Annotated in this window: 13 protein-coding genes and 1 pseudogene; 10 read left to right on the top strand and 4 right to left on the bottom strand. The window is 39.2% G+C overall.

All coding sequences use genetic code 11. From position 1 onward, the window contains the following. Nucleotide 1: 1 nt before the first annotated feature. Together C228_RS0111610 and ilvY are read left to right on the top strand one after the other, a co-directional pair. The gene (locus C228_RS0111610; RefSeq protein ID WP_018652776.1) at nt 2-1,042 is read left to right on the top strand and encodes a glycosyltransferase family 9 protein; all 1,041 of its coding nucleotides are present in this window, start codon (nt 2-4) and stop codon (nt 1,040-1,042) included. Further along, nucleotides 1,043-1,927: an HTH-type transcriptional activator IlvY gene (gene ilvY, locus C228_RS0111605; protein WP_018652775.1), complete on the top strand. Its 885-nt coding sequence runs from the start codon at nt 1,043-1,045 to the stop codon at nt 1,925-1,927. 67 nt (nt 1,928-1,994) lie between these two features. Here ilvY and xthA read toward each other — a convergent pair whose 3' ends face one another. Continuing rightward, nucleotides 1,995-2,798, bottom strand: coding sequence for an exodeoxyribonuclease III (xthA, locus tag C228_RS0111600; protein WP_018652774.1), 804 nt, complete (start codon nt 2,796-2,798; stop codon nt 1,995-1,997). Nucleotides 2,799-2,886: 88 nt separating this feature from the next. Beyond that, nucleotides 2,887-4,263, bottom strand: coding sequence for a Na+/H+ antiporter family protein (locus C228_RS0111595; RefSeq protein WP_018652773.1), 1,377 nt, complete (start codon nt 4,261-4,263; stop codon nt 2,887-2,889). Between the two features lie 485 nt (nt 4,264-4,748). On the opposite strand from C228_RS0111595, the gene C228_RS0111590 reads away from it, so the two are divergent. Further along, complete coding sequence (locus tag C228_RS0111590; protein ID WP_014991158.1) at nt 4,749-5,057, top strand: CBU_0592 family membrane protein; 309 nt, start codon at nt 4,749-4,751, stop codon at nt 5,055-5,057. Nucleotides 5,058-5,095: 38 nt separating this feature from the next. Here the strand turns inward: C228_RS0111590 and ttcA are convergent, their stop codons facing one another. Together ttcA and yfbV are read right to left on the bottom strand one after the other, a co-directional pair. After that, entirely contained in the window at nt 5,096-6,049 is a 954-nt protein-coding gene (gene ttcA, locus C228_RS0111585; RefSeq protein ID WP_018652772.1) for a tRNA 2-thiocytidine(32) synthetase TtcA, read from the bottom strand. Between the two features lie 168 nt (nt 6,050-6,217). Next, complete coding sequence (yfbV, locus tag C228_RS0111580) at nt 6,218-6,652, bottom strand: terminus macrodomain insulation protein YfbV (protein ID WP_018652771.1); 435 nt, start codon at nt 6,650-6,652, stop codon at nt 6,218-6,220. 143 nt (nt 6,653-6,795) lie between these two features. On the opposite strand from yfbV, the gene C228_RS0111575 reads away from it, so the two are divergent. The 7 genes and pseudogenes from C228_RS0111575 to C228_RS13670 form a co-directional block, all read left to right on the top strand. After that, complete coding sequence (locus C228_RS0111575; RefSeq protein WP_018652770.1) at nt 6,796-7,539, top strand: hypothetical protein; 744 nt, start codon at nt 6,796-6,798, stop codon at nt 7,537-7,539. 1 nt (nt 7,540) lies between these two features. Then, nucleotides 7,541-8,092 carry a septation protein A gene (locus tag C228_RS0111570; RefSeq protein ID WP_018652769.1) on the top strand — a complete coding sequence of 184 codons (552 nt, stop codon included), beginning with the start codon at nt 7,541-7,543 and terminating at the stop codon, nt 8,090-8,092. Further along, nucleotides 8,079-8,546 (top strand): acyl-CoA thioester hydrolase YciA, encoded by a 468-nt coding sequence (gene yciA, locus C228_RS0111565; protein ID WP_018652768.1) that lies wholly within the window; start codon nt 8,079-8,081, stop codon nt 8,544-8,546. Before C228_RS0111570 ends, yciA begins: the two co-directional genes overlap by 14 nt. Nucleotides 8,547-8,570: 24 nt before the next feature. Beyond that, the gene (locus C228_RS0111560; RefSeq protein WP_018652767.1) at nt 8,571-8,852 is read left to right on the top strand and encodes a YciI family protein; all 282 of its coding nucleotides are present in this window, start codon (nt 8,571-8,573) and stop codon (nt 8,850-8,852) included. A gap of 71 nt (nt 8,853-8,923) precedes the next feature. After that, a complete protein-coding gene (gene glnE, locus C228_RS0111555; protein WP_018652766.1) occupies nt 8,924-11,803 on the top strand; it encodes a bifunctional [glutamate--ammonia ligase]-adenylyl-L-tyrosine phosphorylase/[glutamate--ammonia-ligase] adenylyltransferase in 2,880 nt (959 codons plus the stop codon). A gap of 106 nt (nt 11,804-11,909) precedes the next feature. Then, complete coding sequence (locus C228_RS0111550; protein WP_018652765.1) at nt 11,910-13,217, top strand: DUF4123 domain-containing protein; 1,308 nt, start codon at nt 11,910-11,912, stop codon at nt 13,215-13,217. Between the two features lie 4 nt (nt 13,218-13,221). Continuing rightward, nucleotides 13,222-14,121, top strand: a pseudogene (locus C228_RS13670) (alpha/beta hydrolase); the annotation flags it as partial.

The raw sequence follows: 14,121 nt of genomic DNA, 5'->3' as shown, positions 1-14,121 counted from the left end.
AATGAGTAAGCTAACATTAAAACAAAAGCTTCGAAAAATCAGGCTTAAATTAGGCAAATTGTTGCTAGATAAAAAAGTTGTATCGAATACTTTAGAAGCGATTCCCAAAAAAATCTTATTTCTTCGTCAAGATGGAAAAATAGGGGATTACATCGTCGGCTCATTTGTTTTTCGGGAGATAAAAAAGCAAGCTCCTGAAACTCAAATTGGCGTGGTTTGCTCTCGCAATAATGCTTATTTATTTGAACATAGCCCTTATATTGATCAGCTATATTTTGTGCGGACTAAAAATATTGTCGATTATTTAGTCTGCGGTAAACAGTTGGCAAAAGAGCAATATGATGTTGTTATTGATCCTACTGTCACATTACGTAATCGAGATCTACTTTTTTTACGCACGATCAATGCCAAAACGTATATCGGATATGATAAATCGGGCTATAAGCTTTTTACGTTAAACGTACAGAATGAACAGCAACATTTTGCTGAGATCTATAAACAGGCGTTGGAGCTTGCCGGTTTCTCAGATATTGATACCCAGTATGATGTCTCAAAAGACGAAAGCAGTGCTAAAGCGATAAAGGATTATTTATCGACAAACCGACTTGAACACTTTATTGCACTAAATTTATTTGGCGCAGGCTCAGCTCGACGTTTCAGTGATGAGAAAATAGCGGAGTTACTTACCTATTTGCCTAAGATCAGTAACAAGCCGATTATATTACTGACATTTCCGGAGGTGACGCCAAAGTTAAAGCAAATCGCTAGTCGGTTCGAGAATGTCTTTGTTTATGAAAATACGCAAACCGTATTTGATACGATTGAACTGATTCGTCATTCGGACATATTGATTTCACCGGATACCTCAACAGTACATATTGCTGCAGGTTTGTCTAAGCAAATTATTGGCTTTTATAGTTCGGACGAGCAGAACTTTATCCATTGGCATCCGAATAATAAGGCAAAAACTTATGTTTTGCGCTTTAAACAGAGTGTGAATGATCTTGATTTTAATCAGATTAAACCGGAATGGTTAAATTAGATGGAATTTCAATCTCTTAAACTGTTTTTAGATATTGCACAAACTCGAAGTTTTATTCGATCGGCTGAAAATAATTATATGAGTGCATCTACACTGACACGCCATATTCAGCGGATTGAAGAAGAATTAGGGCAGCCGTTATTTATCCGAGATAATCGACAAGTTCGCTTAACGGAAGCGGGTGAAAAGTTCTTAGTATTTGCGAAACAAAGTTGGTCTGATTGGCAGCAATTACAGCATCAGTTGTCACCTGTTCAAGGTCAGCTGGAAGGCGAATTGAAAGTGTTTTGTTCGGTAACGGCAGCTTATAGTCATTTGCCGCAAATTCTGGAACATTTTCGTCAGGCACATCCGAAAGTAGAAATCAAACTGAGCACGGGTGATCCGGCACAAGCAGTACATACGGTGCATTCTTTCGAAGCGGATATTTCCTTAACCGGTAAGCCAGAGCATTTGCCGAACAGTATTGTGTTTTATTATATTGATGATATTCATCTGTCGATTATTGCACCTAGAGTGGCGTGTGCAGCAACACAATGTTTGCAGCGGCAGCCGATTGACTGGCAAAATATTCCGTTTATTTTGCCGGTTGACGGACCGGTTCGAAAGCGGATTGATCGTTGGTTTAAAGAATTAAAAATTAAGGAACCGAAGATTTATGCCACGGTGGCAGGACACGAGGCGATTGTGCCGATGGTTGCGTTAGGATGTGGTGTGGCGTTGTTACCGGATGTGGTTATTAAACACAGTCCGATGAATAATCAAATTTCTTATTTGAAATTACCTGAGCCGATATCACCATTTGAATTAGGGATCTGCGTGCAGGAAAAAAGGTTACAAGAACCGATTATTAAAGCATTTTGGGAATTGTTGCCGAAAGACTAAAAGCAACAAGCGGTTAAATTTTAAGAATTTTTTGCAAATTTCTTCCTAAATTTAACCGCTTGTTTTTTTATTTAAATACCGCCCACACCGGTGCGTGATCAGATGGTTTTTCCATTGCACGGATTTCTAGATCAATCCCCGTTTCAATGCAATGTTCTGCTAATCCTTTTGAAGCAAGCACTAAGTCGATTCGTAGGCCTCGATTGTCATCAAATCCTTTCGAACGATAATCAAACCACGAGAATTTATCAGCTGCTTGCGGGTTCATCGCACGGAATGTATCGACTAAACCGTAGTTATATAAACGATCTAACCATTCACGTTCTTCCGGTAGGAATGAACATTTACCATCACGTAACCAACGCTTACGGTTAGGCTCACCGATACCGATATCTAAATCGGTCGGGCTAATATTCATATCACCCATAATCACAATCGGATTTTCCGCAGATAGTTCAGTTTCTAAATAATGCTGTAAATCAGCGTAGAATTTTTCTTTTGCCGAGAATTTGGTTTCGTGCGCGCGATTTTCACCCTGTGGGAAATAGCCGTTTAACACAGTAAGCACACCAAATTCCGTTTCAATATCTGCCATAATCATACGCTTTTGTGCATCAGCATCATCAGTTGGGAAACCTTTACGCACGGCAAGCGGCTCTTTTTTAGTTAACAGCGCCACGCCGTAATGTCCTTTTTGTCCGTGGTGGAACACGTGATAGCCTAAATGATTGACTAAATCCCAAGGAAAATCTTCATCAGCTACTTTGATTTCTTGTAAGCCGATCACATCCGGCTGATGCTTTTCAATCAGTGCTTCCAGTTGGTGCGGACGAGCGCGTAAGCCATTAATATTAAACGAAATAAACTTCATAAATAAAATCCAAATAGAAACCACGGATAAGGCAAACAAGCGGTCATATTTCCGAAAAAATTTGCATTATCCGTGGCGTAAGTAAAAACTAAAGAGTCATTGCTGCGATCCAACCGAACACTAATAACGGAATATTAAAGTGTAAAAAAGTTGGTACAACAGAATCCCAAATATGGTCATGTTTACCATCAGCGTTTAAACCTGATGTTGGACCTAGAGTTGAGTCAGAAGCCGGAGAACCTGCATCACCTAAAGCAGCTGCCACACCCACGATAGCCATCGTTGCTAGCGGAGAAAAACCGAATGACACACATAATGGCACATAAATAGAGGTAATAATTGGTACAGTTGAGAATGATGAACCGATTCCCATCGTAATAAATAAACCGACAATTAACATCAATAACGCAGCTATTTCTTTGCTTTGAATCGAACCACGTAATGTTTCAACTAATTCAGGCACTCCACCAGTTGCGCTTACTACACTTGCAAAGCCTGATGCGGCGATCATCACGAAACCAATCATCGCCATTAAACGTAAGCCGTCTTGGAATAAATCATTGGTTTGTTTTAATTTAAATACGCCACCCAATGCAAAAATAATTAAGCCTACTAAACCGCCCATGACGGTTGAGTTAGTAGCTAATTGCACCGAACAAGTTGCGATAATTGCAACGATACTTACACTGATATGAAATGGCTTTACTTTTGCTACACGAGCAGCAACTTCATCAGCGGTCGGCTCTTTTATATTTTCTACATAAACACGAGGTTTGCGGTAAGAAACAAAGAACGCAAACAGTAAGCCTAAAATCATCCCAGATACAGGAATTGCCATTGCTTTGGTCATTTCAGGCGTGGTAGCAACTAAGTTAAATACCTGACCTGCTTGATTGATGTTTTTTACCAGAATGCTTTCGATAAAGATCTGACCGAAACCAGCCGGAATTAGCATATAGGTTGCAGTTAAACCAAAGGTTAATGCACAAGCTACCGCGCGGCGGTCAATTTTTAATTGATTCATCACTCTTAATAGTGGCGGCACTAAAATTGGAATAAAGGCAATATGAATCGGAATTAAGTTTTGTGATGATATTGCAAATGCTGTTAACACAAATAACACGATGTATTTAAACCAAAATACCGAGCGCCCGGAAGGTTGTTTGCCAAAAGCAGAAATTACTTTATAAGAGAGTAAGTCGGTTACGCCAGATTTAGAAAGTGCCACAGCAAATGCGCCGAGAACGGCATAATTCATCGCCGTTTCGGCACCACCGCCTAAACCACCGGTAAATTTTTCGATGGTTTTTGTGAGAGCATTAAATAGGCTCATATTGTCAACGCCATAGAAACCAATGACACCACAGGTTAAGGCTGCAATAATTAGCGCAATTACCACATTAATTCTAAGTAAACTCAAAGCAAGTAATACGATAATTGAGATAACAACTTCGTTAGAGAACATTGTGTTTTACCTTTTTTGTTTTGTAATAAATTGAAACAGGCTTTTAATGTAACGTAAAAAATAGACTTGTCGAGTATTTTTTTACAAGATGAATGAAATTGATTTTCCCTTATGAGTACTAACGATCGCCTCAATAAACAAAACGACTAATTCATCTATTTCAATAGAGAAAATCGATTAAGGAATAACAGTTTTTTGTCAATGGTAAGTATGGCTGGATGAAAAATAGACGATTGAATTAATCCTACAAATACGATAAAGAAATATCAGAAAATTTCTAAAAAAGACATATTAGCTTAGCTGAAGGAGGGCAAACGATTACCAAAAATATATTGGATTTTATTACGAAAAAACTAGCGAAATAAGGAGAGTTTAGGTGGCTAATTTTTCATTTTACACACAAAAAAACTGGGTTATACTCCGTTTCCCTCTCTAAAAAATGTAGGGGAATTTGCCTTTGCAAATTCAATAATAACGGAGGAAAAATGAGTGGTATGTTGAATCTTGGTGCGCTTAACGCATCTCAGCTCGAAATAGTGAATACGTCAGCACATATCGTTGGTTTTATTGGTATGGCGTGCGTCGTATTGGCATTTTGGTTTGTGGTAAGTGAACGCTGGAAGCCAACTTCATTGTCGTACAATATTTTAAACGGCATTGGTGCAGTGTTACTTATTCTGAGCTTGTGTGTGCATTTTAATTTAGGTTCTTTTGTGATTGAAATTTTCTGGATTTCAATTTCTGCAATGGGTATTTATAAAAATCTGACGAGACGTAAATTAGTTGCCGCTTAAAAACGAAAAGAGCAAACGTAAAAGTTTGCTCTTTGTTTTTATTGGACTTCTTTAAATTGAATTATAGCGTTTTCGCTATAATCAGCTTGTTCGTCTTCATCTCGAATTAACGGCTGATTTGGAATTTCCGCTTTATCGAACGCAATATCACCTTCCACGCCTTCTAATACTTGGCCACGTTTTAACCCTTTAAAATCAAACAGGCTAGGATCACAAAGATGAGAAAGGGTAATGTTCTGCATTGCGCTAAACATTGTTTCGATTCGTCCCGGATATTGACGATCCCACGTTTGGAGCATTTCTTTTACAACTTGGCGCTGTAAATTCGGCTGAGATCCGCATAAGTTACACGGAATAATCGGAAACTGTTTGGCTTGTGAGTATTTTTCAATATCTTTTTCTTTGCAGTAAGCTAATGGACGAATCACGATTTGTTTACCGTCATCCGAAATCAGTTTCGGAGGCATGGATTTTAGTTTGCCGCCGTAAAACATATTTAAGAATAACGTTTCCAACATATCATCACGGTGGTGACCAAGCGCGATTTTTGTTGCACCAAGTTCGGTTGCTGTGCGATATAAAATACCACGACGTAAACGAGAGCAAAGCGAACAAGTCGTTTTCCCTTCCGGAATTTTTTCTTTTACGATGCCGTAGGTATTTTCTTCGACAATTTTGTATTCAACGCCGATAGATTCCAGATATTCAGGCAAAATGTGTTCCGGAAAGCCCGGTTGTTTTTGATCTAAATTAACTGCCACAATATCAAAGTGAATTGGCGCACTTAATTTGAGGTTGAGCAGAATATCCAGTAACGTATAGCTGTCTTTACCGCCGGATAGGCAAACCATCACTTTATCACCTTCTTCAATCATATTGAAATCGGCAATCGCATTGCCGACATTGCGGCGTAAACGTTTTTGTAATTTATTAAAATTATAGGCAATCTTTTTTTCTTGTTGAGTAATAGCTGATTGAGTATCTTGATTCATAATTGTGAATTTTTAAGTAAATGTTCGGTTCGGTATATGAGATAAAAAATGAAGTTCGCAATACTAAAGCCTTCAGTATTTTTTGCAAGCATTTCATTTGATGTTTTTGCTGATGGATAAGTCCCTATTGGCAAACAAGCGGTCTAATTTTAGCATTTTTTTGCAATGTTAAAGCTTATCGAAATATTCATTACCCCAAGTTTGTTCGGCAAGTTGCAATAAGTTGGCAAAATCCTGATAAGAAGGCATTGCTTGATCTTCCACTTTTTTATTTTCATTAATCAGTTTTTGTTTTAACTCTTGATACCAGCCTAACAGGGAAAGTGGTAATGGCGAAGTCGCACGTTTACCTAACCAATATAAGCCTTGATATGGCAAGCTTAATGCAAAGAGCGAGGTAATAATTGCATTAGCTAAAATGGATTGGCTCGGGTCAGAAAAAAAGTATTGCCATAAAATAGCAAAACAAGCAAACGCCGGCATAAAGCGAGTGGCTAATTTCACTAACCTGATTAACCGATAATCAGGCATAAATAGCCCCAGCTTTTTTTGATTCGGATAAGTGTTAAGGTAACGTTGACCCGCTTGAAATGTTGCATTCATAATGATAATTGTGTACAAAAAAATGATAGAAACAGCATAGCATAAGTTTTATCCATCGAAAATGCACAGATTTTAATGCAGTAACAGCGAACTGTTGCTATACTTTGCAACAATTTTTTTACACCTGTTAGAAGGAACGATAAATGCCAATTAAATTTCCTGACTTATTACAAGATAGTTGGAATTTTATCCGTAATCAACGTACGTTTTCTCTTTACGCAATGCTCTTGTTTTGTATTTTACAGCTGGCAAGTTTATTTCTTATGCCTCGCACGGGAAATGTTGAGGCGCAAGCTCAAAGTACAACGATGACTTTAGCTGATTTATTTCCATTATTGTTTATGGGCGTAGCCAATATTTTTATTACAACATTGTTAATTTTAAATATTAAAGCGATTAACAATGCTAATTTCAGTCATTTTTTTCAGAATCTATCAACTACACTTACCAAGTTATTCCCAGTAATTTTGTTGAATATTATTATGGTTCTGCCCCTCTCGGTCGGCATAGCTTTTCAAGTGTTTGGTGCACAAACGGGAAATGGTTTAGTCTTGTTGGCTTTTCCATTAATTATTAGTGGCGCCTTTTTATTTATTAAATTGTGTTTGTCGGTTTATGTCTATTTAGTTGAAGATTTGCAAAATGTAGCTGAGACGATCCGTTTCACATGGCAGCTGAGCCGAGGTAAGGGCATTGCGTTAGTATTGTTCTGTGTGATTGCTTATTTTGTTCCACAAATCTTAATGTCATTTTTAAGTGGTTTGGGCGCGAATATGACAGGACTTGTGTTAACAGTGGTTATCAGTTCATTTTTCTCTCTATTTATTACGGTGTTTAGCTTCCGTTTTTACCAAGCTTATAGTCAAAATAGTGGGGTAAGAGGTTAATATGAAACAGTTACTTGAATTTATTCCGCTTATTCTATTTTTTGCCGTATATAAATTGTACGGTGTTCAGCAGGCGGCAATAACATTGGTGATCGCAACTATCGTTCAATTGATTGCATTACAAGTGCTTTATAAGAAAATCGAAAAATCACAGTGGATTATGGGCATTTTTGTGGTTTTCTTTGGGATTTTGACCGCTTATTTCAATGATCTAAACTTCTTAAAATGGAAAGTAACCATTATTAACGGTTTATTTGCCGCTGTATTATTAGTGAGTCAATTTGTATTTAAAAAGCCGATTATTCAGATGTTGCTGGGGAAAGAATTGACTCTACCGGCACAAGTTTGGCATAACCTCAATTTAGGTTGGGCAGTGTTTTTCATTATTTGTATGTTGCTTAATATTGTGATCAGCTATTATTTTTCTGATGACGCATGGGCAACATTTAAAACGTTCGGATTTACAGGGTTGAGTTTAGTCGCTGCGATTGCAACCGGCACTTATCTTTATCCTCACCTTAAAAACTTGGAGAATACCAATGAGCAAAAATAAACCTTATGACAGAGAGCCGGAAGGAAAACTGATTTTAAGAACCTTAGCGATGCCTTCCGATACGAATGCAAACGGTGATATTTTCGGTGGCTGGATTATGTCACAAATGGACTTAGGCGGTGCAATTCTTGCTAAAGAGCTGGCGAAAGGCAGAGTCGTTACGGTAACGGTGGATAAAATGATTTTTCACCTTCCGATTTCAGTTGGTGATGTAGTGTGCTGCTACGGTACTCTCGTTAAAGTTGGTCGTTCTTCAATGCAAGTGAAAGTGGAAGTATTTATTAAGCAGGTTTATGAAGGTACTCGAGAGCGTTTCCGAGTAACAGAAGCTTTATTTACTTATGTTGCAGTAGATAAAGAGGGTAAATCTCGTGCGATTCCACGAGAAAATAACCCGGAATTAGATGAAGCGTTAGCAATTTTGGAACAGCGCCTCATTAATGAAGCAAACTAAAAAATAATAACCGGAGGAAGTTATATGTACTACGTAATCTTTGCACAAGATAACCCAAACACATTAGAAAAGCGTATGGAAGTACGTCCTGCTCACTTAGCTCGTTTAGAAAAACTGCAGGCGGAAGGTCGTTTATTAACTGCAGGTCCAAATCCAACAGAAGACGGTAGCAGCGTCACCGGTTCGACTGTGATTGCAGAGTTTGAGTCATTAGCAGATGCGCAAGTATGGGCTTCGGAAGATCCTTATGTAGAAGCTGGCGTTTATGGTGATGTGCTCATCAAGCCATTTAAAAAAGTGTTTTAATCTGATTTGTTAACAGGCACAAACGATTTCGTTTGTGCCTTTTTCTCGTCCAATTTTTGAAAGAGGCATATATGTTTGCTCAAACTGATCTTTCCGAGCTGGTGGTGGAATCTTATTTGCAAAATTCTACCAAAATCCGACCGCTTGCTATTGCCGTAGGGATGTCGAATTTTGTGAAGCAGACTCTACAAAAGCAACCGCAGTTGTTACAAGCATGGTTAGCAGAATATCCGTCTATCTCTAATGTCGGCAATTATGCCCAGCGTCTGGCGTTACAGTTAGAGAATGTACAAGATGAAACCCTGCTAGCACGAGAATTACGTCTGTTTCGTCACCGTGAAATGGCGACTCTCAGTTTTCTACAATCGAATAAACTTGCCAGCGTAGAGTTTGTGTTCGAGCATTTATCCGATTTGGCGGAGGCGCTGATTATCGGCGCAAGAGATTGGTTGTTTCAGCGTTGCTGTGAAGAATACGGTACACCGATGAACTCGCTGGGCGAACGGCAAGAATTACTGATTTTAGGTATGGGCAAATTAGGCGGACGAGAGCTGAATTTTTCCTCGGATATTGATCTGATTTTTACTTATCCGGATGCCGGCGAAACGGTAGGCGGGCGTAAACCGATTGAAAACAGCAAATTCTTTATTCGCTTGGGACAGCGTTTAATTAAAGCATTGGATGAAATCACGCTAGATGGCTTTGTGTATCGTACCGATATGCGTTTGCGTCCGTTTGGCAACAGCGGTGCGTTGGTGCTGAGTTTTGCCGCAATGGAAGATTATTATCAAGAGCAAGGGCGAGACTGGGAACGCTATGCGATGATCAAAGCCAAAATTTTAGGTGAAGATCCGCATAATCTTAATCATCGCTATTTACGCCAAATGTTACGCCCGTTTATGTATCGCCGTTATTTGGATTTCAGCGCAATTCAATCGTTGCGTGAGATGAAGCAGAAAATCAGCCGAGAAGTGGTACGCCGTCATTTAACCGATAATATTAAACTCGGGGCGGGTGGTATTCGAGAAATTGAATTTATCGTGCAAACTTTCCAAATGGTGCGAGGCGGTCGGGATAAAATTCTTCAAGAACGCAGTTTATTGCGAGTTCTGCCTCACCTTGCCGAATTACAATTACTCACCGAACAGCAAGTTCAGCAATTATATGATGCTTATATCTTCCATCGTCAGGTGGAAAATGTATTGCAAGCGATTGATGATAAGCAAACGCAAACCCTGCCGAGCGATGAGCAAGACCGAGCAAGAATTATTTTCGCTTGCCAATCCTATTTGCAAAAAAATACGCAAAATCAACCGCTTGTTGTGGAAAATAACATTCATACTTGGCAAGATTTTTTACAGGTACTGGAACAACATCAGCAAAATGTGAGAGCGGTATTTAATCAAATTATCGGCGAAGAAGAGGAGGATGAAGAATCACCGCTGAATGAAAAATTAGCGGTTTGGCAGGATATTTTACATTATCAAATCAGCGAAGAAGATTTAGCGGCGGCTTTGGTAGATTATCCGGTTAGCCAAAGTGATTACAACGATATTTTTAGACAGCTTTCCGCTACTTTTCAAGATTGGGTAAAACGCCCGATTGGTGTGCGTGGACGCAATGTATTGCGCAAACTAATGCCAAAAATTTTAGATATGGTGTGTAGCCGAACAGATTATTTAGTGGTGTTGCCGCGAGTGCTGAATATCGTGGATAAAATTACCATGCGAACCACTTATCTGGAGCTTTTGCAAGAAAGAGAGCAAATTTTACCGCTTCTGATTACCTTGTGTAGCCAATCGATTATGATTGCCGAACAAATCGCTCGTTATCCGATGTTGTTAGATGAGTTAATTATCCAAAATAGCCTTACGCAGGTAATTGAATTGAATCAGTACAAAACGGTACTGAATGACTATTTGGTTCGGATTCCGGAAGAAGATGAGGAAGCCTTGATTGATGCCTTACGCCAATTTAAGCAGAGCCAAATTTTGCATATTGCGGCAGCGGATATTTTAGGCGTATTACCGGTGATGAAAATTAGCGATCACCTTACTTATTTAGCGGAAGCGATTATTGGCGCCGTGGTAAATATGGCATGGAAGTCATTGTTGCAGCGTTTTGGTGTGCCGGATCATTTAGCGGATACAGAACAAGGCTTTGCGGTAATTGCTTATGGGAAATTAGGCGGCATTGAACTGGGTTATAACTCGGATTTAGATTTAGTCTTTTTGCATAATGCACCGCAAGATGGCGAAACGACAGGAACAAGAAAATCGATTTCAAGTCATCAATTCTATTTGAAATTAGCGCAAAAAATTAATTCAATTTTTAACTTAAATACCAGTGCCGGTGTGCTTTATGAAGTGGATATGCGCTTACGTCCGTCCGGAGAAGCCGGTTTATTAGTTAGCACGGTGAGTGCCTATGAGAGCTATCAACAAAATGAAGCATGGACTTGGGAATCGCAAGCGTTAGTGCGAACTCGTTGTGTTTATGGCTCGCAAGATCTGGCGCAAACTTTTGAGCAAATTCGCCGAACAACATTGACAATGCCTCGTACAAGCGGTCAATTACGCCAAGAAATTTGCGAAATGCGTTATAAAATGTATCAACATTTAAGTAACACAGATAATGCCCATTTTGATTTGAAAAAAGATAAAGGCGGTATTACCGACATCGAATTTATCGCACAGTGTTTGGTCTTGGAATATGCTCATCAGTATCCACAAATGGCAGTTTGGTCGGATAATGTGCGTATTTTTGATTCGGCGGTGGAATGTGGGATTTTATCTGCTGTGGATGGAGAAAGATTGAAATATTGCTATACTTCAATTCGAAATCGCATTCATCATTTGAATTTATTACGTAGCCCGAGCGTGGTAAGTGCGGACGAATTTATCGAAGAACGTGCTTTTGTCGCGCAAATTTGGCAACGAGTTTTTGGGTAAGAGTACTTTTATTGTTGTACCTACTGCAAGTTGCTAAATTTGAGAAACTTTTTCAAAAATTAAGGTGTCATGACTATTAATTATCAAACTCATTAAGGTTCAGCTTATGTCGAAAAAAACGTCCATCTATGCAGTAGACGCTCAGTTATATAATGGGAACGAGCAGGAACGCATAATTATATTGATTTATGCCGAGAATGCCGAGGTGGCGAAAAGCCAAATAATGGTTTACCAGCAAAAAAATCAATTGCGACTAAGTTATGTATTACACCCCTTACCACTAGAACTGTATTTCCAACGCCACGGTGAAGAGGCGTTTATTCTGCCATTGAAAAGCCTTTCTCAAGCTGTATCGGAATCTAATCCGCTGATTGTTTTTAATCCCAATCAATATCAGGAAAGTGAGAAAAGCGACACGGCGAGTCTAATTAAAACCGAATCTCTCTTTAGAAAAGAAGAGGAATGCGCGCCGTTTTTGTTCCAGCCTATTCCCGCATCTATCCAGTCTCTGCTCTGGCAAGAAGACAGTGATAGTCAATGTTATGCAATAATCAATGCCGAAGTGAGTTTTTGGTTTCCAGCCTGTTTTGAACGGAGTGATATTCGTTCTGCTTGTTTGTTTAAAGGCGAGGAGGGTGAACGTAGGAAAAATACCGCACCTTATCTATTACATTTGCCGGAACATCACGCTTTTGTAGAAGAACTGTGCAGTGAAGGGAAAGCAGGAGAAGACGGACAGCAACATTGGCATAAGCCGTTTGGTTTTTTCTTTCGCTCGTCCGCAGATTTTGAGGTGTTATTACATCATTTTAGAAAGTTTATTTATATGCCGACGTATGATGAACGTTTATTATATTTTCGTTTTTACGACCCATTAGTGTTGGAGCAATATTTTGACCGCTTAATGTATTACCCGAGAAAACTAGCGACGTTTTGGGGCAGCGGTTTAATTGAGGCTTTTATTTTACCGAAAGGTGAGAATGTAGTTTGTTATACGCCCGATACGCCTATTGATTTTACTCAAATCAAACCAGCGAAAAAGCAGTTTGATAAGTTTGAGATGGACTATGTATTAGCAGAAAGAAATCAGCACTTATTGGCAAATATAGTGAATGAACTTGTGGAAACCACGCCAGCACTGGCGGAATGTTATGAGCGAAGCACGATTGAAAAAGTCGTTCAGTATAATTTTCACCTTTGTAATCAATATGGGTTACATCAAACGATTTATATCAGTCTGTTTAGTTTATTTAATTTAGCCTATGGCGTAGAAATTGATAAGTTAGACACTGAGGGTAAAATCGCTGAGATTTTGCGAAGTCAAAGAAACGGACAAGAAAAATTATATTTAATTAAACAAAGGATAGCTGAGTTGGAAGCAGCTGGAATTATTCATAATAAGTTAGGAGCCTAGCAAGATGGAACATAGTTGTAATAAACCTTTTTATCATCAACTTGTAGAAACATGCCGTTCTGAAAGTACCAAGTCAGGTACGGCGGCTTGTCGGGCAGATATTATCATTCATCATAAGGATACGCTCGGTTATAAATTACCCGCAGGTATTAAGGTGAAAGTGTACGACCAAGATGGCGGGGTTTATTACGGTCAGATTGATGACAACGGCGATAGTCAGCATTTTGGAGTGAAATGTGGTGATATTTCTTGGCAATTACTGAAAGGTACCAGAGTGGCTGCTGGAGCAGATGCTAAATATAATCACAAAGGAGATGGCAGGCAGCTACAAGATAAAGACGAACAAGCGCTATTAAGCACCAGTGATGGCTATGTGTTGCTTCAGGCAAATGCCGAAAAAAATTCAGACCCACGCTTACAACTAGCCAAGCCGTTGCAAGTTTTTGTCTCGGTGAATGAACGGGAGGTGAATGCAATCTATCTTCCGCCACCGATATTATTAAATTTACGCTTTCGTCAGAATCATCAAACGCGATTAACACGCTCTCAAATTAACCAAATCACCTTGGATGGAAATGCCGCGACCTTATTTATTCACGGTTATAATGTTTCGCTTGGTGAGTTGGGGCATTTTCCGCAGGCGGAAGATTTTGATGAAATACCCACTTACTTCAATCTTCCAACGGCAGAAGAAGTCCAATGCCCGTATTTGTATTATGGGGAAGAATTTTTACAGAAGCCAGCCCGTAATATCGTGGCACAAAAGTTACGTTATGGCGAAGATACAGGCGATAACCCACCGGTTAAGCAAGCCTATGCTGAAGCGAATAAGCAGTTTAATGGCAAGAATGCGTTAAGCTGGTTTCCGCACGTAGAATATTATTTAAATCTGGCGGCGTCAGGT

The sequence above is a fragment of the Actinobacillus capsulatus DSM 19761 genome, from assembly GCF_000374285.1.
GTDB classification, from domain to species: Bacteria; Pseudomonadota; Gammaproteobacteria; order Enterobacterales; family Pasteurellaceae; genus Actinobacillus; species Actinobacillus capsulatus.
This window is presented reverse-complemented; position numbering and strand designations above follow the sequence as displayed.

Bases quoted from the DNA above. Each gene is read 5' to 3' on its own strand.
- C228_RS0111610 (WP_018652776.1), top strand. From the start codon at position 2: ATGAGTAAGCTAACATTAAAACAAAAGCTTCGAAAAATCAGGCTTAAA.
- ilvY (WP_018652775.1), top strand. From the start codon at position 1,043: ATGGAATTTCAATCTCTTAAACTGTTTTTAGATATTGCACAAACTCGA.
- xthA (WP_018652774.1), bottom strand. From the start codon at position 2,798: ATGAAGTTTATTTCGTTTAATATTAATGGCTTACGCGCTCGTCCGCAC.
- C228_RS0111595 (WP_018652773.1), bottom strand. From the start codon at position 4,263: ATGTTCTCTAACGAAGTTGTTATCTCAATTATCGTATTACTTGCTTTG.
- C228_RS0111590 (WP_014991158.1), top strand. From the start codon at position 4,749: ATGAGTGGTATGTTGAATCTTGGTGCGCTTAACGCATCTCAGCTCGAA.
- ttcA (WP_018652772.1), bottom strand. From the start codon at position 6,049: ATGAATCAAGATACTCAATCAGCTATTACTCAACAAGAAAAAAAGATT.
- yfbV (WP_018652771.1), bottom strand. From the start codon at position 6,652: ATGAATGCAACATTTCAAGCGGGTCAACGTTACCTTAACACTTATCCG.
- C228_RS0111575 (WP_018652770.1), top strand. From the start codon at position 6,796: ATGCCAATTAAATTTCCTGACTTATTACAAGATAGTTGGAATTTTATC.
- C228_RS0111570 (WP_018652769.1), top strand. From the start codon at position 7,541: ATGAAACAGTTACTTGAATTTATTCCGCTTATTCTATTTTTTGCCGTA.
- yciA (WP_018652768.1), top strand. From the start codon at position 8,079: ATGAGCAAAAATAAACCTTATGACAGAGAGCCGGAAGGAAAACTGATT.
- C228_RS0111560 (WP_018652767.1), top strand. From the start codon at position 8,571: ATGTACTACGTAATCTTTGCACAAGATAACCCAAACACATTAGAAAAG.
- glnE (WP_018652766.1), top strand. From the start codon at position 8,924: ATGTTTGCTCAAACTGATCTTTCCGAGCTGGTGGTGGAATCTTATTTG.
- C228_RS0111550 (WP_018652765.1), top strand. From the start codon at position 11,910: ATGTCGAAAAAAACGTCCATCTATGCAGTAGACGCTCAGTTATATAAT.